Annotated in this window: 21 protein-coding genes and 1 tRNA gene; 10 read left to right on the forward strand and 12 right to left on the reverse strand. The window is 69.7% G+C overall.

Annotated elements, in window-relative coordinates; all coding sequences use genetic code 11:
- Positions 1-3 precede the first annotated feature (3 nt).
- The 4 genes from DM818_RS10590 to cofD are packed head-to-tail and all read right to left on the reverse strand — an operon-like array spanning position 4 to position 3,114.
- A complete protein-coding gene (locus DM818_RS10590; RefSeq protein WP_075936764.1) occupies positions 4-564 on the reverse strand; it encodes a DUF447 domain-containing protein in 561 nt (186 codons plus the stop codon).
- Positions 561-1,394: a triphosphoribosyl-dephospho-CoA synthase gene (locus DM818_RS10595; protein ID WP_123124236.1), complete on the reverse strand. Its 834-nt coding sequence runs from the start codon at positions 1,392-1,394 to the stop codon at positions 561-563. Before DM818_RS10595 ends, DM818_RS10590 begins: the two co-directional genes overlap by 4 nt.
- Positions 1,391-2,122, reverse strand: a complete 732-nt coding sequence (locus tag DM818_RS10600; RefSeq protein ID WP_123124235.1) for a tRNA-dihydrouridine synthase — start codon at positions 2,120-2,122, stop codon at positions 1,391-1,393. The genes DM818_RS10595 and DM818_RS10600 overlap by 4 nt, the downstream gene beginning before the upstream one ends.
- Positions 2,122-3,114, reverse strand: a complete 993-nt coding sequence (cofD, locus tag DM818_RS10605) for a 2-phospho-L-lactate transferase (RefSeq protein WP_123124234.1) — start codon at positions 3,112-3,114, stop codon at positions 2,122-2,124. Before cofD ends, DM818_RS10600 begins: the two co-directional genes overlap by 1 nt.
- Before the next feature lie 89 nt (positions 3,115-3,203).
- Here cofD and DM818_RS10610 point away from each other — a divergent pair, with 89 nt between their 5' ends.
- The 3 genes from DM818_RS10610 to DM818_RS10620 all read left to right on the forward strand — a co-directional run bounded on the left by DM818_RS10610 (position 3,204) and on the right by DM818_RS10620 (position 6,333).
- Entirely contained in the window at positions 3,204-4,355 is a 1,152-nt protein-coding gene (locus DM818_RS10610; RefSeq protein WP_075936760.1) for an HD domain-containing protein, read from the forward strand.
- Positions 4,356-4,428: 73 nt separating this feature from the next.
- The gene (locus DM818_RS10615; protein WP_123124233.1) at positions 4,429-5,205 is read left to right on the forward strand and encodes a DUF7388 family protein; all 777 of its coding nucleotides are present in this window, start codon (positions 4,429-4,431) and stop codon (positions 5,203-5,205) included.
- A gap of 30 nt (positions 5,206-5,235) precedes the next feature.
- A complete protein-coding gene (locus tag DM818_RS10620; RefSeq protein ID WP_123124615.1) occupies positions 5,236-6,333 on the forward strand; it encodes an NAD(P)/FAD-dependent oxidoreductase in 1,098 nt (365 codons plus the stop codon).
- Here the strand turns inward: DM818_RS10620 and DM818_RS10625 are convergent, their stop codons facing one another.
- Both DM818_RS10625 and DM818_RS15015 read right to left on the reverse strand, forming a co-directional pair.
- Complete coding sequence (locus tag DM818_RS10625) at positions 6,334-6,744, reverse strand: Hsp20/alpha crystallin family protein (protein ID WP_123124232.1); 411 nt, start codon at positions 6,742-6,744, stop codon at positions 6,334-6,336.
- Positions 6,741-6,899, reverse strand: a complete 159-nt coding sequence (locus DM818_RS15015) for a DUF7559 family protein (RefSeq protein WP_172967056.1) — start codon at positions 6,897-6,899, stop codon at positions 6,741-6,743. The genes DM818_RS10625 and DM818_RS15015 overlap by 4 nt, the downstream gene beginning before the upstream one ends.
- Positions 6,900-6,987: 88 nt before the next feature.
- On the opposite strand from DM818_RS15015, the gene DM818_RS10630 reads away from it, so the two are divergent.
- Positions 6,988-7,671 carry a type 1 glutamine amidotransferase domain-containing protein gene (locus DM818_RS10630; protein WP_123124231.1) on the forward strand — a complete coding sequence of 228 codons (684 nt, stop codon included), beginning with the start codon at positions 6,988-6,990 and terminating at the stop codon, positions 7,669-7,671.
- On the opposite strand, the gene DM818_RS10635 is transcribed toward DM818_RS10630, so the two are convergent.
- From DM818_RS10635 to DM818_RS10650, 4 genes are all read right to left on the reverse strand, one after another.
- Positions 7,672-8,109 carry a universal stress protein gene (locus tag DM818_RS10635; protein WP_123124230.1) on the reverse strand — a complete coding sequence of 146 codons (438 nt, stop codon included), beginning with the start codon at positions 8,107-8,109 and terminating at the stop codon, positions 7,672-7,674.
- A gap of 73 nt (positions 8,110-8,182) precedes the next feature.
- Positions 8,183-8,257 (reverse strand) — tRNA-Met (locus DM818_RS10640).
- 58 nt (positions 8,258-8,315) lie between these two features.
- Positions 8,316-8,765, reverse strand: coding sequence for a GtrA family protein (locus DM818_RS10645; protein ID WP_075936754.1), 450 nt, complete (start codon positions 8,763-8,765; stop codon positions 8,316-8,318).
- Positions 8,762-9,523 (reverse strand): glycosyltransferase, encoded by a 762-nt coding sequence (locus tag DM818_RS10650; RefSeq protein WP_123124229.1) that lies wholly within the window; start codon positions 9,521-9,523, stop codon positions 8,762-8,764. Before DM818_RS10650 ends, DM818_RS10645 begins: the two co-directional genes overlap by 4 nt.
- A gap of 84 nt (positions 9,524-9,607) precedes the next feature.
- Between DM818_RS10650 and DM818_RS10655 the strand changes: the two genes are divergently transcribed.
- The gene (locus DM818_RS10655; protein WP_123124228.1) at positions 9,608-11,869 is read left to right on the forward strand and encodes a DUF2298 domain-containing protein; all 2,262 of its coding nucleotides are present in this window, start codon (positions 9,608-9,610) and stop codon (positions 11,867-11,869) included.
- On the opposite strand, the gene DM818_RS10660 is transcribed toward DM818_RS10655, so the two are convergent.
- Entirely contained in the window at positions 11,858-12,586 is a 729-nt protein-coding gene (locus DM818_RS10660; protein ID WP_075936751.1) for an SDR family NAD(P)-dependent oxidoreductase, read from the reverse strand. The genes DM818_RS10655 and DM818_RS10660 overlap by 12 nt on opposite strands.
- 3 nt (positions 12,587-12,589) lie before the next feature.
- A complete protein-coding gene (locus tag DM818_RS10665) occupies positions 12,590-12,856 on the reverse strand; it encodes an HAH_0734 family protein (protein ID WP_075936750.1) in 267 nt (88 codons plus the stop codon).
- Positions 12,857-13,053: 197 nt separating this feature from the next.
- Here DM818_RS10665 and DM818_RS10670 point away from each other — a divergent pair, with 197 nt between their 5' ends.
- Genes DM818_RS10670 through DM818_RS10690 form a run of 5 tightly spaced genes read left to right on the forward strand, consistent with a single transcriptional unit; the run spans position 13,054 to position 15,373 of the window.
- Positions 13,054-13,335 carry a 50S ribosomal protein L44e gene (locus tag DM818_RS10670; RefSeq protein ID WP_075936749.1) on the forward strand — a complete coding sequence of 94 codons (282 nt, stop codon included), beginning with the start codon at positions 13,054-13,056 and terminating at the stop codon, positions 13,333-13,335.
- Positions 13,335-13,526 (forward strand): 30S ribosomal protein S27e, encoded by a 192-nt coding sequence (locus DM818_RS10675; protein ID WP_123124227.1) that lies wholly within the window; start codon positions 13,335-13,337, stop codon positions 13,524-13,526. Before DM818_RS10670 ends, DM818_RS10675 begins: the two co-directional genes overlap by 1 nt.
- A 58-nt stretch (positions 13,527-13,584) precedes the next feature.
- A complete protein-coding gene (locus DM818_RS10680; RefSeq protein ID WP_123124226.1) occupies positions 13,585-14,385 on the forward strand; it encodes a translation initiation factor IF-2 subunit alpha in 801 nt (266 codons plus the stop codon).
- Between the two features lies 1 nt (position 14,386).
- Positions 14,387-14,572 carry an RNA-protein complex protein Nop10 gene (locus DM818_RS10685; protein WP_123124225.1) on the forward strand — a complete coding sequence of 62 codons (186 nt, stop codon included), beginning with the start codon at positions 14,387-14,389 and terminating at the stop codon, positions 14,570-14,572.
- A gap of 48 nt (positions 14,573-14,620) precedes the next feature.
- Positions 14,621-15,373: a proteasome assembly chaperone family protein gene (locus DM818_RS10690; protein WP_123124224.1), complete on the forward strand. Its 753-nt coding sequence runs from the start codon at positions 14,621-14,623 to the stop codon at positions 15,371-15,373.
- Positions 15,374-15,376: the final 3 nt, after the last annotated feature.

The raw sequence follows: 15,376 nt of genomic DNA on the forward strand, positions 1-15,376 counted from the left end.
GAACTACTCGGTCAGCGCCTCGAACCGTCGCCACGCCTCGCGCTCGCGGTTGCCCCCGGCGCGCTCGACCACCGACTCGCAGAAGGCGATTCGCTCGCGTAGCGTCTCGTCGTCGTAGCCAGCCACGCCGAGCCGGGAGGCCGCGACCGTCGCCTCCACCACCGCGGCGTGAGCGCGCGACACCGTCGGAACGACTCGCTCGCGCACCTCGCTCGCCTCCACCCGGAGTTCCCAATCGACCCACTTGGTGCCGTCCTCCTCGCCCGCGTCCGTCTGTGCGACGCGCACCTCGGCCCACGCGCTCGCGGACGCGAGTATCGGCTCCTCTTCCTCGCGTATCGAGCAGGCCGCCTCCACGAAGTCGACGGGGTCGCGCGTGAACTGGACGTAGCCGCGCCCGCGCTCACGGAAGTTGCGCCACGTCCGGGTCCGACCCCACGTCCGTGCCGTCGCCGGGTCGCCCGCGTGGACGCCGAGCGCGGCCACGTTCCAGCGGTCGTTCGGCCCGCGGGTCGTCACCACGGTCTCCGTCACGCCGTCCCAGTCGGCCGGCCAGTCGCTCACACGGACAACCCCCGTTCGAGGGCGACGTACAGCGACGCACACGTAATGTCGGCCGTCGTCCCCGGATTGATTCCCCGCTCAACGAACTCCTCGGCCACCCGTTCGGGGTCCTCCTCCCCGTCGAGACAGGCCTGTGCCCGGCGGGTCGCCTCCCGCGCCGCCTTCGGCCCGGACTGCTGGCGCACGAACCCGTCTTCTTCCGCGGCGAGCAGTCGCAGGAATGCGCGGCTCGCGCGGTCCAGCACGGGACCGTCGCCGTCGAGGATGCGGTCGGCCTCGCGGAACGCCCGCGGGAAGCCGTTCGTCCACTCGGCGGCGTTGCCGTCACTCTCCGAGTGGACCATCACGTCGTACAGGGTCACGCCGTTGCGTTCGAGGGCCGGAACGGCGTCGCTCCCGCGTCTGGCGTCTAACTCGTCCAGCTCGGCCGGCGGGTCGGCGAGCGCCACGTCGACGTGTTCGAAGGCGCGATAGAAGCCGGCGGCGTCGGCCACCGTGGTCGCCTCGCACACCTCGCGCACGCCGTCGCGCGTCAGCTCGCCCGCGCCCGCAGCCCGGACGAGTGGCACGAGCAGGAGCAGACAGCCGAACTGCGTGTTGCCGCCCTCCTGTTCGGCCATGCCCGCGACGGCGGTCTCGAAGGCCTCGCCGACCGGCTCACCCGCGGCGGCCGCGCGAAGCCCTTCGCCCGCCCCGACCGAACCCGCGAGGAAGTGTTCGAACCGGAGGTCCTCGTGGTCGCGGTGGCGGTCGACGTTTCCCGGCTTCGGTGTGCCGGCGACTTCGAGCAGGAGCGCGAGCTCTGCCTGCTCGGCGTGGGTTCGACTCACGCGCGAGTCACCTCCGGCAGCGCGTCGTGGACCCGTTCGAGCACGCGCGGGCTGTCCGACGGTCGCCCGACGCTCACGGCGTCGGCCCCGTAGTCGAGATACTCGCGGACGGTCGCTCGGTCGCGCACCCCGTTGTTCGCGATGAGAAAGCAGTCGCAGGCGTCGGCGATGTCACCGACGACCGACTCGGTGTCCATGCAGTCGACGTGGAGACAGTCGGCACCCGCGGCTTCGAGGTCGCTGGCGAGGGTCGGCAGGTCGACACCGGTCTCGGCGCGCAGTTTCACCCCGACTGCCGCACCGGTCTCGCTGGCGACGCGGACGTACTCACGGAGTCGGTCCGTGTCTCGCAGGAGCGTCTCGCCGGCCCCGACCGCACAGAGTTCCTCCTGTCGGCAGTGGGCGTTCACCTCCAGTATCGCATCGCGGTCGGCGGCGACGCGGGCCGCCTCGCGGAGCGGGTCGGTGCTCGTCGCCCGGACGTTTACACCGGGTCGGAGAGCCACGTCCGCGAGCGCCGCGAGCTGGTCGTCGATGAACGCAATCGGGTCCGCGGGGAGAAACTCCGAGCGGTCGCGGGCCACCAGTTCGCGGGCGGCCTCGCGGGTCGACGCGTCGAGCGAGACGCCACCCACGAACGCACAGCCGGCCCACTCGCTCCCGGCTTCGGCCCACGCGGCGTCGGCCTCACCGGAGAGCGACGCGAGCGCGAGCGGCGGCGTGAACATCAGGTCACCTCCCCGAGTGCGCGCTCGACGGCACGCGCGACCCGGGCGCTGTCCTCCGGCGTATCGAGTGTCGTGTCGGTGCGGACGGTCGGACGCGCGAGGTCGGTGTCGTCTTCGGCGTCGAGGACGAACGCGTCGGCGAACTCGTACACCGAGGCGACGCCGGCGGTCGACGGCTCGCGACCCGTCGCGGCCATCAGCTTCCCGGCGGGGCCGGAAAACACCTCGTCGCCGACGAACGGGGAGACGGCGACGACGGGCGTCGAACCGAGCGCCTCGCGGAACGATTCCATCGCGAGCATCGGGCCGAGTGAGGTAACCGGATTCGACGGGCCGATGACCACCGGCTCGGCGAGCGCGTCCACCACCTCGGGCGTCGGCTCGGCCTCGTCTGCCCCCCGGAACTCCACCTCCTCGACGGCCGGTTCTCCGCCGTTCGCGACCCACCACTCCTGGAAGTGCTGTTCGCCGTCGGGCGTGTGGATGATGGTCGCGACGGGGTCGTCGCTCATCGGGAGAATCGTGCGCTCGACGCCGAGCGCCTCGCGCAACACGGCCGTCGCCTCGGTCAGGGTGTCGCCCTCGTCCAGCCGGCCCGTCCGGGTGAGGTGGACGGCGCGGTCGCGGTCGCCGATGAGCATGAACTCACCGACGCCCGAGAACCGTCGCCAGCGGGCGAGTCGCCGACCGCTCGTCTGTGCCTCGGCGTCGAGATACCGGGGGTCGGTTCCGAGTCCGGCGCGCTCGGCGAACTCGTGGAGCGCGTCGTGGGTTTCGGTCGTCTCGTCGGCGAGTCCCCACCACGTCTCGGTGTCGAGTTCGCCGGCGTCGGCAAACAGTTGCGTATCGAGGTCCGGACAGACGAGGTGGCCCGCGAGTTCGACGTCGTCGCCGGTGTTGGCGACCACGGGCGTGTCGGCGGGCGGAAACGTCGCTGCGGCTCCGTGGAGGAGTTTCGGCGTCCCCGTGCCGCCGGCGAGGAACGTTACCATACCCGTGTTCGTTCACCCGTCGGCTTGGGGGTTTCGTCGTCTCACTCGCGAATCCGAACGGCCAAACCGTCCCCGCCCGACACGCCGGTATGAACGCCATCAAGGACTCCGTCCACGACTGGATACCCCTCGATTCGGTCGCGACGGACCTACTCGACACGGCGGCCTTCCAGCGGCTCCGTCACATCAAGCAGCTCTCGACCGTCCGGCTCGTCTACCCGTCTGCCTCGCACACCCGCTTCGAACACTCGCTCGGCGTCTACCACCTCGCTCGCACCGCCCTCGACTCGCTGGGGATCGACGACGACCGCGCGAAGGCCGTCCGGGCGGCCGCGCTGCTTCACGACGTCGGCCACGGCCCGTACGGCCACCAGACGGAGACGGTCATCAAACGCCACACCGGCCGCGACCACGACGAACTCGGCGACCTGCTGTACGAGACGGAACTCGCGGGCGTGCTCGACGCCCACGACATCGACCCCGACCGCGTGGCCGCGCTCGTCCGCGGAGAGCGACCGCTCGGTCAGCTCGTCGCCGGCGAACTCGACGTGGACCGGATGGACTACCTGGTGCGGGACGCCCACCACACGGGCGTGCCGTACGGCACAATCGACCACGGCCGGCTGGTGCGTGACCTCCGACTGCGCGACGACCAACTCGTGCTCGCGGAGGGGAACGTCCAGACGGCCGAGTCGCTGCTGCTCGCCCGGACGCTGATGGACGGGACGGTGTATCGCCACCACGTCTCGCGCATCGCTGGCGCGATGCTCGAGCGCGCCTGTGAACGCCTGCTCGACGGCGACACCGACATCGAGACGTTCGCGCGGATGGCCGACCACGACCTGCTCGTCGCCCTCCGGAAGAACGTGCCCGACCTCGGCGGGCGCATCGAACGCCGCGACCTCTACAAGCGCGCCGTGTGGGCCGGCCTCGACACCGTCCCCGACGCCCTGACCGACCTCTCGCGGGCCGACGAGCGACAGGCCGCCCGCGAAATCGCCGACCGCGCCGGCGTCGACCGCGAACACGTCATCGTGGACGTGCCATCGCGGCCGAAGCTGAAGGAGTCCCGGACCCGGGTCGTCGTCGGGGGCGTCGTCCAGCGACTCGAACAGGCCTCCGACCTCGTCTCCGCGCTGCGGGCGACCCGGCGCTCGCAGTGGCGACTCGGCGTCTACGCGCCGGCGGCCGACCAGTCGGCCGTCCACACCGCCGCCCGGGAGGTGTTCGGCCTGCCGTGACAACGTTCGCGGGAAGCGACGACACTTAGCCGTCACAGACGGACCGTCGGGTAACGACCGCTCTCGCTCTCGCATGCTCACCGACCAACCCCTCGCCGCCGCCCGTCTCGACGGAATCGCTCTCAAGCCCCACGAGCACGACCTCTCGCGTGCCACAGACCTCGACGCGGACCTGCTCAACGTCGACTACGAGGGCCGCGAGGCGTTTCCCGACGCCGACGCGCTCGCTCGCCTCGCCGACGGCCACGACCTCCGGGTGACGACGCCCGTGCGCGCCGACGGCTTCGACCCGCTGGGCGACGACTCGCGCCTCCCGCTTGCGGCCGGCGAACGCGTCCTCGTCGCCGGCAATCCGACGTATCTCACCGACGCCGAACAGGAGCGCGCTGTCGCGCCACGACTCGGCGCTGCCCGCGAACAGGCTCCCGAGGCGTGGGTCGGAACCGAGGGGGTCGAGCGCATCGCGATGGCCGCCGGCGGGCCGCAGTACGAACTCCTCTCGCGGGGGACGCGCCGCGAGGTGCGCGCGCTCCGCGCGGCCGGCTTCGAGGCCGAAATCGCCCTCTACGCGCCGGTCGTCCTCACCGACGACGAGGACGCGCTCCTCGATGCGGTGGGAAGCTACGCCTCCCGGCGCGGCCCGGTTCGCCGCGCGCTCCCCGAGGACGGGGCCACCGACGCGACCGCAACCGGTCGCGCCCGCGAGGTGCTCACCAGCGCAGTGCCGGACTTCGCGCTCGTCGGTACGCCCGAGACGGTCGGCGACCGCGTCTCGGAACTGAAGGACGCCGGTGTCGACACCGTCGTCGGCTATCCGGCCCGCGGTTTCGACGCGGTGCTGGACCGATAGCGCGAAGTGACGGGCGACGGACTCGGGGGTATGCACGTCGCCGTCGTCGGCGGCGGGGCGGTCGGGGTCACGCTCGCCCACGACCTCGCGCCCGACGCCACCGTCACGCTCTACGAGGCCGACAGCGTCGCCAGCGGAGCGACGGGTCGCGCCGCCGGGCTCTGTTACGACGCCTTCTCCGACCGCCGCGATGCCCGCATCGCCCGGCGCGCACTCGTCCGCTTTCGCGAAGCCGACGCTCTCACCGACTGCCCGTACGTCTGGCTCGCCCGCGACACCGGCGAGGACCGGGACGCCCGCCGCGCGAGCGAGATTCGCGAGCAAGCCGCACTCATGCGCGACCGCGGTGTCGACGCGACGACTCTCGATGGGGCCGAACTCGGCGAGCGATTCCCCGCTCTCGTCACGGACGACGTTGCCGTCGCGGCCGTCGCGGAGTCGGCCGGTCACGTCGACCCCGGACGGTACACGACGGAGACGGCCGACCGCGCCCGCGAGCGCGGCGTCGAGATTCGCGAGAACACGCCGGCGGAGGTCACCGCCGAGGGTGACATTGCGACCGACGACGGTATCGCGGGGTACGACGCGGTCGTCGTCGCTGCGGGCGCACACACCCGTGCCGTGGTGTCGGATGTCGCACCGATTCCGGTCAAGCCGTACCGGGTGCAGGCGCTCGTGACCGACCCAGTCGAGCGCGAACTGCCGATGTTGTTCGACGCGTCGGGCGGCTACTATCTCCGCTCGCGCGAGGGTGGCATCCTCGTCGGGGACGGCACCCTCCCCGAGGAGCAGGACCCCGACGACTGGACGCGCGAGGCCGACGACTGGTTTCGGGCCGACGCGACCGGGTATCAGGAACGGGCACTCGGCGAGTCGTGGCCGGAGGCGCGGTCGTGGGCCGGCCTCTGCACCGCGACCCCGGACGGCGACCCGCTGGTGGGCGAACTCCAGTCGGGCGTGTACGTCGCGACCGGCTGGCAGGGCCACGGCTTCATGCGCGCCCCGGCCATCGCGGAGCGACTGGCGGCTCAGGTGCTCGGCGAGGAGTGGTCGGCGTTCGACCCGACGCGCTTCGGTGGCGACGAGTCGTTCGAAATCGTCGAAGGAATGGACGTGGAGCGGCGGTAGCTACTCGTCGTCGGCCGCCGTCTCCAGCTTCGGCACCTCGACGTGGAGCGTGCCGGCGGCGGTCAGCGTCGCCTCGGCGGCCTCGGGGTCGACGCTCCCGTCCGGGAGCTCCGCACGGCCTTCGAGCGTCAGCCCGCGGCCGGGAAACACCATCTCGAACTCCTCGCTCGCGTCCCGAAAGCGGTCGAGCCGCACCTCGACGCCGCCGTCCTCGAACCGCACCTGTACGTCCTCCATCTCGACGCCGGGCGCGTCGAAGACGACGAGATACGCGTCGTCGCTCTCCAGCACGTCGGCGACGAGCGGCCGCTCCTCCTGCACGCGCGAGGAAACCTGCCCGGCCCGCGAGAGCAGTTGCTTGCCGAGCGACTCGCCCATCTCCTGGATGTCGATGTCCGGGCGGTCGCTCATGCGTCGAGTTCCTCCAGCCCGTCGGCGTGGCCACAGTACGGACAGGTGAACGCCTCGACACCCGTGCCGTCCGGCATGTCGTACGTGTAGTGGAGATTGAACATATCCAAATCGCAGTCGTCGCGGGTACAGACGACTTCTAGGGTTGCTGGCATACGCCGGCCTACGCTCGCTTGGCTCTTGAACGTCCCGGCCACTTCCGTTGCCAGTACGGTTTTGCCCGTGCCACGAGAACGACGAGTGATGACAACCGCACTGTTCGTCGTGAGCGAAGAGGGGTACTGGGGCGAAGAATGTGCAGAGCCGCTGACGACGCTCGAAGAGGCGGGCGTCGACGTGACCGTCGCGACGCCGTCGGGCGGCAAACCGGTCGTCGACGAGCGGTCCGTCGATCCCGACAACGTCGGCGAGGACACGGCCGCGTTCGCGATGGGCGTCCACGAGGACAACGAGGCGATGAACGACCCCGTCCCGATTGCGACGGTCGAGGCCGACGACTACGACACCGTCGTCTTCCCCGGCGGCCACGGCACCGAGTGGGACGTGAACCAGGACCGCGACGCCCGGCGACTGCTCCGCGACACGGCAAACGGCGCAGACGGCACGGCACTCGTCGTCTGTCACGCCGTCGGCATCCTCGCGTTTACTCGGACCCACGACGGGGGATTCCTCGTCGACGGGCGCAACGTCACCGGCTTCCCCAACGAGTGGGAGGAAGGCATCGTCGACGAGCACGACCGCATGCCCGACGGGCGCAAGCTCCCCTACTGGGTCGAAGACGAGGTGAAAGCCGCCGGCGGCAACTGGGACGCCGAACTCGACGCCGACACGTCAGTCACCGTCGACGGCGACCTGATTACGGCCCGCGGTCCCGGCTCCTCGGAGGCCGCCGGCGAGACGCTGCTGGCCGAGCTGGGGCTCGACTGATTACTCGCGGACGTGGCGCACGACTAACACGTCGTAGCTGTCGCCGCCGATGACGGACGAGGCGACGGAACCGACGGCGTCCATCTGATGGCCGGCGTTTTCGCTGCCGACCACGACCACCTCCGGGTCGATATCCCGGACGAGTCGGCGGAGCCGCGAGCCGATGGCTCCTGATGGGGCGTGGTGACCGACACGGAGGGCGTCGAACTCGGCGGCCGACGCGAGCGACAGTGCTTCCTCGCGGGCGCTGCGTACGACCGCCTCCATCTCGAACGGGTCGTCCTCGGCGAGCCATCCGCGCTCGCGGGCGAACTCCTCGTCACCGTCCGGAATGGCCGTCGCGACGGTGATGTCGTCAGTGGCGTGTGCCATCGACCGCACCCGTCGGACCGCTTCCTCGCTGAGTCGCGTCCCGTCGAACGCAACGAAGTAGTGCATACCCGAAGCTACGACCGGTTGGAAAATAAATCGTCGTCCAGACGACAGCTGAACGGTGCGAACCGAGAGGAAGTAGCGGGAAGTAGATTTGAACTACCGATCTCCGGGTTATGAGCCCGGCGGAATCTCCTGGCTATCCTATCCCGCTACCTCCTCGTATTCGAGGCGTTCGGATAAGGGTTGCCTTTCGTCACGCCGGATGGGGATTAGTGTCGTGTCACACGCCACGTGAACAGGCTCTCGGTGACGTAGTTGACGACCATCCCTGCGCCGATGCCAGACACCTTCGCGGCGACGAACCACGCGTCCACCCCGGCGACCGTGAGCGTGATGTCGGGCACGCGATACAGCAGCCGGAACACGCCGAGCTGGACCGCGATACCGCCGACGCGGACGACGTTCGAGGTGGCGAGCCGACGGAGGGTCGCCGGCAGCCCGGCCGCACCCTCCTCCGCGAACGTGAACCGGTCGTTGAGGAGGAACATCACGACGATGGCCACCTCGATGCCGGCAAAGACCGCGAGCTCGGGGTAGACGCCCAGCTCGCGGAGCACGGTCGCGGTCGTGATATCGAAGCCGGCCCCGACGACGCCCACCGAGAGGAACTTGCCGATGCGGTCGCGCGCGACCAGCGCCCGGAGCTGTTGGCGATTCACTGTTCCTCGCGCTCGATCAGCGCGACCGGCTCCTCGCGCCCGGCGGCGAGGGCGTCGTGGAGTCGGCTGTTCGTCACCCGTTTCGCTCGGTGGCGCGCCGCCACCAGCGCCCGCCCCATGTCCACGGCGGTTCGGAGCGGGTCGACCGTCGAGCCGGGGGCGTCTTCCCACTCGATTGGAACCTCCCGCACCTCGTAGCCGAGCGCGGCCGTCATCGCGACGAGTTCGATATCCCACGCGAACCCCGGCTCGTAGAGGTGGTCGCGCACGTCGGCCCACGCGGTGGCGGTGATGGCTTTCGCGCCACACTGGTAATCGTAGAGGTCGGCCGCGAGGAGCCGGCGGGCAACCCACGCGAACCCGTCGCCGAGGAAGCGCCGGGCGACGGTCTGGTGGCCAACGACGTTCGCGTCGGGGTGGCGGCGCGAGCCGACGGCGAGTCCGTCCCCGACGCGTGCGATGATCTCCTCGGCGGCGTGGGCCGGCGTGGAGCCGTCGGCGTCTAAAAAGCAGCGCACGTCGGTGTCGAGCGACTCGAAGCCGGCCGTGATGGCCGCCCCCTTCCCGCGGCGGTAGGGGACGCTGTGTACCTCGACGGGGAGGTCCGCGACGGCAGAGCGCGTCCGCTCGTCGGGAGCGTCGAGTTCGACTCTGATGGTCTCGAGCGCGAGCGTCTCGTGGAGGGCGTCGACGTAGCGCGCGAGCCGGTCAGTGTCGGGGTCGTACGCGGGGAGTACGAGTCCCAGCGACCGGTGCATGCCGGCCACTCGCACAGGCGAGAGCAAAAGCGGTTCGATGGTGACTCCACAAGACGTATTCCGGGCGAGTCTGAGGTGCGGGTAATGGAGTACGGTCTCGTCCTCGCGTGGGGGGTCGCGTATCTCGTCCTCGGGGCAATCGCGCTCCCGCTCGCGGCCCGGCTGTTCGGTTCGACCGCCCGCGGTGCCGGCTTCGCCCTCCCGCTCGTGTTCGCCGCGCTCGGACTCGGCGGCTTCCTCCTCGGGACGGTGCCGGGGCTGTTCGGCGTCCCCGTCGCCGTCGTCGTCGTCGCCGGTCTCGCGGCCGCGAGCTACTACTTCGGAGCCGAAGTCGACATCCGAGACGCGGCCGCCCCGGGCGTCGTCTTCCTGCTCGGCTTCGCGTTCGTCGTCCTGCTTCGCGCCTTCGACCCCGGCGTCGCGCCGCTGGGCGGCGAGAAGTTCCTCGATTTCGGGCTGCTCCGCTCGCTGCTCCGCACCGACACGCTCCCGCCCGAGGATATGTGGTTCGCGAACGAGCCGATACAGTACTACTACGGCGGCCACGTCATCGCCGCCCTGCTGACGGAACTGCTCTCGACTGCACCCCGCTACGCCTACAACCTCGCGCTCGCGGGGTTTTATGCGACAGCGGTCTCGACCGTCTACGGACTCGCCGCGATGGTCGCAGACGACGCCGGCTACTCGCCCGTCGCCGCCAGCGCGCTCTCCGCGTTCTTCCTCGGTATCGCGTCGAATCTCTACACGGCCACGCAGTTCGTCGGCTGGCTGCTCCCAGACGGGTTGGCCCGCACCCTCGCGGGTGCCCTCGGACTCGGGTCACAGGCGGTATCGGAGTTCGTCGCGTGGTCGCCCGGCGACTTCTACTACTGGTCTGCCTCGCGGCTCATCGACGGCGCAATCACGGAGTTTCCGCTGTTCGCGTACCTGAACGGCGACCTCCACGCGCACATGATGGACGTGCCGCTCCTCCTGCTCGTCGCGGGGCTGTTGTACGCCTACTGGCGGACGCCGGCCGAGGAGCTACGTCGTCGCCGGCTGCTCGGTCTCGGTCTCGTTCCGCCGATAGCCGGCTACATCGGCGTCGTGAACACGTGGTCGCTCCCGACGGCGGCGCTCGGGCTGCCGTTCCTCGTGTACGCGCTCGCGCCAGCAGCCCCGCGCTCGCTCCTGACCGGCGCTGTCCCGGAACAGCCCGCAGAGACGGACGCCCGACTCCGTGCCGAGGGAGTGCGGTTCGGAGCCGCACTGCTGCTCGCGGGCGCGACGACGCTCCTGGCGCTCGCGTGGACCGCGCCCTTCTGGCTGGGGAGCGCCTCCAGCCGACCGATCGGCTTCCTGCCGGACCGCACCGGAGTCGGCGAACTCCTGCTCGTTCACGGCGGCTTCCTCGCCGCGTTCGTCGCGTACTACCTCGCGCGCGGCCGGGACCTCGACGGTCGACTCGGCCAGGTCGCCGTCGCCGGCGCGCTCGTGCTCGCCGGCGTCGGTCTCGTCGTCGGCGCGCCGGCGCTCGCGCTCGTCGCCCCGCTCGTCCTCGGCGGCTGGCTCCTCCTGCGCACGGAGTCGGCCGGCTACGAGACGCTGCTCGTCGTCGCCGGCGCGGGGATTGTCGTCCTCATCGAGTTCGTCTACATCGCCGAACCGCAGTCGCCCGACTCGCGGCTCAACACGGTGTTCAAGCTCTACGCGCAGGTGTGGGCGCTGTGGGCTCCCGCCGCCGGTCTCGTTCTCGTCCGGCTTGCCGGTCTCGTTCGCGAACGCGCGAGCGTCCCGACGCCCGGCCGCCGGACGGCCGTCGCCGGACGCGTCCTGCTCGTCGTGCTGGTCGCCACGACGGGTCTGTACGGCGCTCTCGCGGTGCCGTCTCACATCGACGCGGCGAGTCCGACGGCCAACGAACGGGGGCCGACGCTGGACGCGACGGCGTTCGTCGAGATTCGCCACGCCGGAGAGGCTCCCGCCATCGAGTACATCAGCCAACTGGAGGGGCAACCGACCATCGTGACGGCCGCGCCCGCCGGCTACCGGTGGAACCCGTCGGACGGTAACGGCGCGAGCGCACCGGCGAGTCTCACCGGGGTCCCGACGGTCGCGGGCTGGTACCACGAGCGCCAGTACCGGTCGCCCGAGGCGTACGAACAGCGCGTCACCGACGTGCTGGAACTCTACACCGGCGAGCCGGCGACACAGCGGCGACTCATCGAGCAGTACGACGTGCGCTACATCTACGTCGGGCCGACGGAGCGGACAAAGTACGGCGACATCACGGTCGGTGCGCTCGATTCGGTCGAGCCAATCGAACGCGGCGACGTGACGATTTACCGAGTTACGTCAGGAGAATAGCCGGCGCTTGACGAGGTCCGGCAGGACGGCGACGAGCCACGCGACGACGCGCCAGCGCTTCGTCACGTAGGCGTGGCGTTTCCCCCTGCGTGCGGCCGCGACAATCTGGTCGGCGGCCGTCTCGGGCGAACAGAGCCACAGGTCACCGCCGGCGAGGTCGGTGTCCACGAAGCCGGGTTCGATGGTCGTGACGCCGACGTCGGCGTCGAGATGCTGGACGCGGTAGCGAAGCCCGTCACAGTAGCGCGAGACGTACGCCTTCGACGCGTGATACGAGGCGGCGTTGCCGTCTGGCATGTGCGCCGCGAGCGAGGAGATACCCACGAGCCGGCCGTCACCCTGTCGCTCGAACTGGCGAATCGCGGCGACGGCGAGCGCGGTGAACCCGACCACGTTCGTCTCGACGGTCTGTCGTTCACGCTCCCAGTCGAGCGAGCGGTTCTCGTAGCCGACGCCGGCGTTCAAGAAGACGAGGTCGACGCGACCCATCGCCTCCACGAGGTCGAAAAAGCCCTCGCGGGCGTCCTCTGTGTCGGTCACGTCGAGCTTGGCGACGTACGCCTTCGTCGGCAGGTCGTCGCCGATGTCGACGAGCCGGTCACGCCGGCGCGCACAGAGCCCGACCTCGTAGCCGTCGGCGGCGAGTCGGCGAGCGAGCGCCTCGCCGATACCACTCGACGCGCCGACGACGACGGCGCGGCGCGGCTCGTCGGCCACGGCTCAGACCGCGAGCGCGCCCTTCGCTTTGATGACCTCGACGGCCTCCGCGTCGGCGGTCTCCACGTCGAGGTGCATCGGGACGAAGTCGCGACGGTCGAAGTCCTCCTGCTCGGCTTCGGTGCCGACCGTACACCACAGCTGGACCTCGTCGGGACCGTGCCAGTCGCCGTTGCGCGTCACGGAAAAGCAGTACAGCTCCTCACCGTCCAACTGGATAATCGCACCCTTCCGGATACCCGGGTCGCCGTGAATGATGAGACGTTTCATAGCTACGTATTGGCCAATGCCGTACTAAACACTTCGGAGCTACCCGAACGGGTCGCGTTTCGGGCGGGGCACCGACGCGACGCCACTCGGCCCGCCCGCGAGACAGCCGTCGGCCACTCACCGCGCGCCGCTCACGACCGCGCCCCCACCGAATCACACGGCTTTTAACGCGGGCTGTGTTAGGTCGGGCAACAACAATGCAGATGCCACGCCGATTCAACACGTACTGTCCGCACTGTAACGCCCACCACGAGCACGAGGTGGAGAAGGTCCGCTCCGGGCGCTCCTCGGGGATGACCCACGACCAGCGGAAGACCCGACGCGGCCGCTCCGTCATCGGCAACGCCGGTCGGTTCTCGAAGGTTCCCGGCGGGGACAAACCCACCAAGAAGACGAACCTCAAGTACCGCTGTGCTGACTGCGGCAAGGCCCACCTGCGCGAGGGATGGCGCGCCGGACGACTGGAGTTTCAGGAATAATGGCCGGGAGCTTCCTCACCGTCGCCTGTCCGGACTGCGAGAACGAACAGATCGTCTTCGAGAAGCCCTCGAACAAAGTGTCGTGTGCCGTCTGCGGCCACACGCTCGTGACGCCGACCGGCGGCATCGGTGCCGTCGAAGGCGAGGTCGTCGACGTGGTCGAGGACCGCACGACCGACCCGCTCGCGTAACAGTAGGCGTCTGCTTCATCACGAACCGTTTATCCACTCGACCCCGCTACCCGTAGGTATGCAATACTCAGGCTGGCCCGAAACCGGCGAACTCGTCGTGGGCGAGGTGGACGAAATCGAGGACTTCGGTGTCTTCGTCGACCTCCTCGAGTACGAGGACAAGCGTGGGCTCGTCCACGTCAGCGAGGTAGCGAGCGGCTGGATCAAGAACGTCCGCGACCACGTCAACGTCGACGACGTGGTCGTCTGCAAGGTGCTCGACGTGAACACGTCGAGCCAGCAGGTCGACCTCTCCATCAAGGACGTCAACGACCACCAGCGGTCGGACAAGATTCAGGAGTGGAAAAACGAGCAGAAGGCCGACAAGTGGATGGAGCTGGCCTTCGGCGAGGACGTCTCCGACGAGCAGTTCGCCTCCGTCGCTGGCGAACTCGTCGAGGAGTTCGGCAGCATGTACGCCGGCTTCGAACAGGCGGCAATCCACGGACCGGAGGCGCTCGATTCGACCGACCTCTCCGAGGAAGAGGTCGACGCGCTGGTCGAGACTGCCAGAAAGAACGTCTCCGTTCCGTACGTGACCGTGACCGGCTACGTCGACCTCACGTCGCCGAACCCGGACGGTGTCGAGGACGTGCGCGCCGCGATGGAAGCCGCCGCGGGCAACGGTGAGGTGCCCGACGAGGTGGACCTCGACGTGACCTACGTCGGCGCACCGGAGTACCGCATCCGCGTGCAGGCACCGAACTACGACGACGCCGAGACGCAACTCGAAGCGAGTGCGGCCCGTGCGAGCGAGTCGATTTCGGCCGCGGGCGGCACGGCGGCGTTCCACCGCGACCGCCGCACCGACGACGAGTGAGATGAAAGCCGACATCCGCGTCTGTAGCGCCTGGGAGACAGCTCACGAGCGCCCGCGCTACACGCTACAGGATCGCTGTCCCGACTGCGGGGCCGACACGGAAAACAGCGCACCGGCCCCGTACAACCCCGAGGACCGCTACGGGGAGTACCGCCGGCGCGTCAAGCGACGCGAGCGCGACGCGTAACTCGGCAACGACCGAACACGACTTACGTGCGGACCTCCCGGTGTGGGTATGGACGAATTCGATGTAATATGGCACACGGAGCCGTCGCTCGACGACCCCGTACTCGTGGAGGGGTTGCCGGGTGTGGGTCACGTCGGCAAGCTGGCGGCCGACCACCTCGTCGACGAGTTCGAGACGGACCACGTCGCGACCGTGTACTCCGAGCACTTCCCGCCGCAGGTCACCGTCGAGGACGGGGTCTCGAAGCTCGCGAGCGCGGAGTTTCATGCCGTCGACGCCGACGGCACCGACCTGCTCGTGTTGACGGGCGACCAGCAGGCCGGCGACGGCCCGGGCCACTACCGGCTCACGACGACGTTTCTCGACGTCGCCGAGGAGTGTGGCTGTGAGACGGCGTACGCGCTCGGTGGCGTCCCGACGGGCGAACTCATCGAGGAGTACGGCGTCGTCGGCGCGGTCAGCGAGGCGTCGCTGGTCGGACCGCTCGAAGACGCGGGCGTGGAGTTCCGCGACGACGAACCCGCGGGCGGCGTCGTCGGCGTCTCGGGGCTCATCCTCGGGCTCGGCGGCCGGCGCGGCTTCGAGGCCGCCTGTCTGATGGGTGAAACCTCCGGCTATCTGGTCGACCCGAAGAGCGCACGCGCCGTCCTCGACGTGTTGTGTGCGAAACTCGGCTTCGAGGTGGACTACGAGTCGTTAGACGAGCGGGCCGACGAGATGGAGGAAGTGATGGAGAAGATGCAGGAGATGCAACAACAGAGCACGCAGACGCCGGACGACGACCTGCGGTACATCGGCTGACGG

It is taken from the genome of Halosegnis longus, from assembly GCF_009663395.1.
Lineage (GTDB): Archaea > Halobacteriota > Halobacteria > Halobacteriales > Haloarculaceae > Halosegnis > Halosegnis longus.

Coding starts and splice junctions, on each gene's coding strand:
- DM818_RS10600 (WP_123124235.1), bottom strand. CDS start 2,122: ATGTTCACGCCGCCGCTCGCGCTCGCGTCGCTCTCCGGTGAGGCCGAC.
- cofD (WP_123124234.1), bottom strand. CDS start 3,114: ATGGTAACGTTCCTCGCCGGCGGCACGGGGACGCCGAAACTCCTCCAC.
- DM818_RS10610 (WP_075936760.1), top strand. CDS start 3,204: ATGAACGCCATCAAGGACTCCGTCCACGACTGGATACCCCTCGATTCG.
- DM818_RS10615 (WP_123124233.1), top strand. CDS start 4,429: ATGCTCACCGACCAACCCCTCGCCGCCGCCCGTCTCGACGGAATCGCT.
- DM818_RS10620 (WP_123124615.1), top strand. CDS start 5,236: ATGCACGTCGCCGTCGTCGGCGGCGGGGCGGTCGGGGTCACGCTCGCC.
- DM818_RS10625 (WP_123124232.1), bottom strand. CDS start 6,744: ATGAGCGACCGCCCGGACATCGACATCCAGGAGATGGGCGAGTCGCTC.
- DM818_RS15015 (WP_172967056.1), bottom strand. CDS start 6,899: ATGCCAGCAACCCTAGAAGTCGTCTGTACCCGCGACGACTGCGATTTG.
- DM818_RS10630 (WP_123124231.1), top strand. CDS start 6,988: ATGACAACCGCACTGTTCGTCGTGAGCGAAGAGGGGTACTGGGGCGAA.
- DM818_RS10635 (WP_123124230.1), bottom strand. CDS start 8,109: ATGCACTACTTCGTTGCGTTCGACGGGACGCGACTCAGCGAGGAAGCG.
- DM818_RS10650 (WP_123124229.1), bottom strand. CDS start 9,523: ATGCACCGGTCGCTGGGACTCGTACTCCCCGCGTACGACCCCGACACT.
- DM818_RS10655 (WP_123124228.1), top strand. CDS start 9,608: ATGGAGTACGGTCTCGTCCTCGCGTGGGGGGTCGCGTATCTCGTCCTC.
- DM818_RS10665 (WP_075936750.1), bottom strand. CDS start 12,856: ATGAAACGTCTCATCATTCACGGCGACCCGGGTATCCGGAAGGGTGCG.
- DM818_RS10670 (WP_075936749.1), top strand. CDS start 13,054: ATGCAGATGCCACGCCGATTCAACACGTACTGTCCGCACTGTAACGCC.
- DM818_RS10675 (WP_123124227.1), top strand. CDS start 13,335: ATGGCCGGGAGCTTCCTCACCGTCGCCTGTCCGGACTGCGAGAACGAA.
- DM818_RS10680 (WP_123124226.1), top strand. CDS start 13,585: ATGCAATACTCAGGCTGGCCCGAAACCGGCGAACTCGTCGTGGGCGAG.
- DM818_RS10685 (WP_123124225.1), top strand. CDS start 14,387: ATGAAAGCCGACATCCGCGTCTGTAGCGCCTGGGAGACAGCTCACGAG.
- DM818_RS10690 (WP_123124224.1), top strand. CDS start 14,621: ATGGACGAATTCGATGTAATATGGCACACGGAGCCGTCGCTCGACGAC.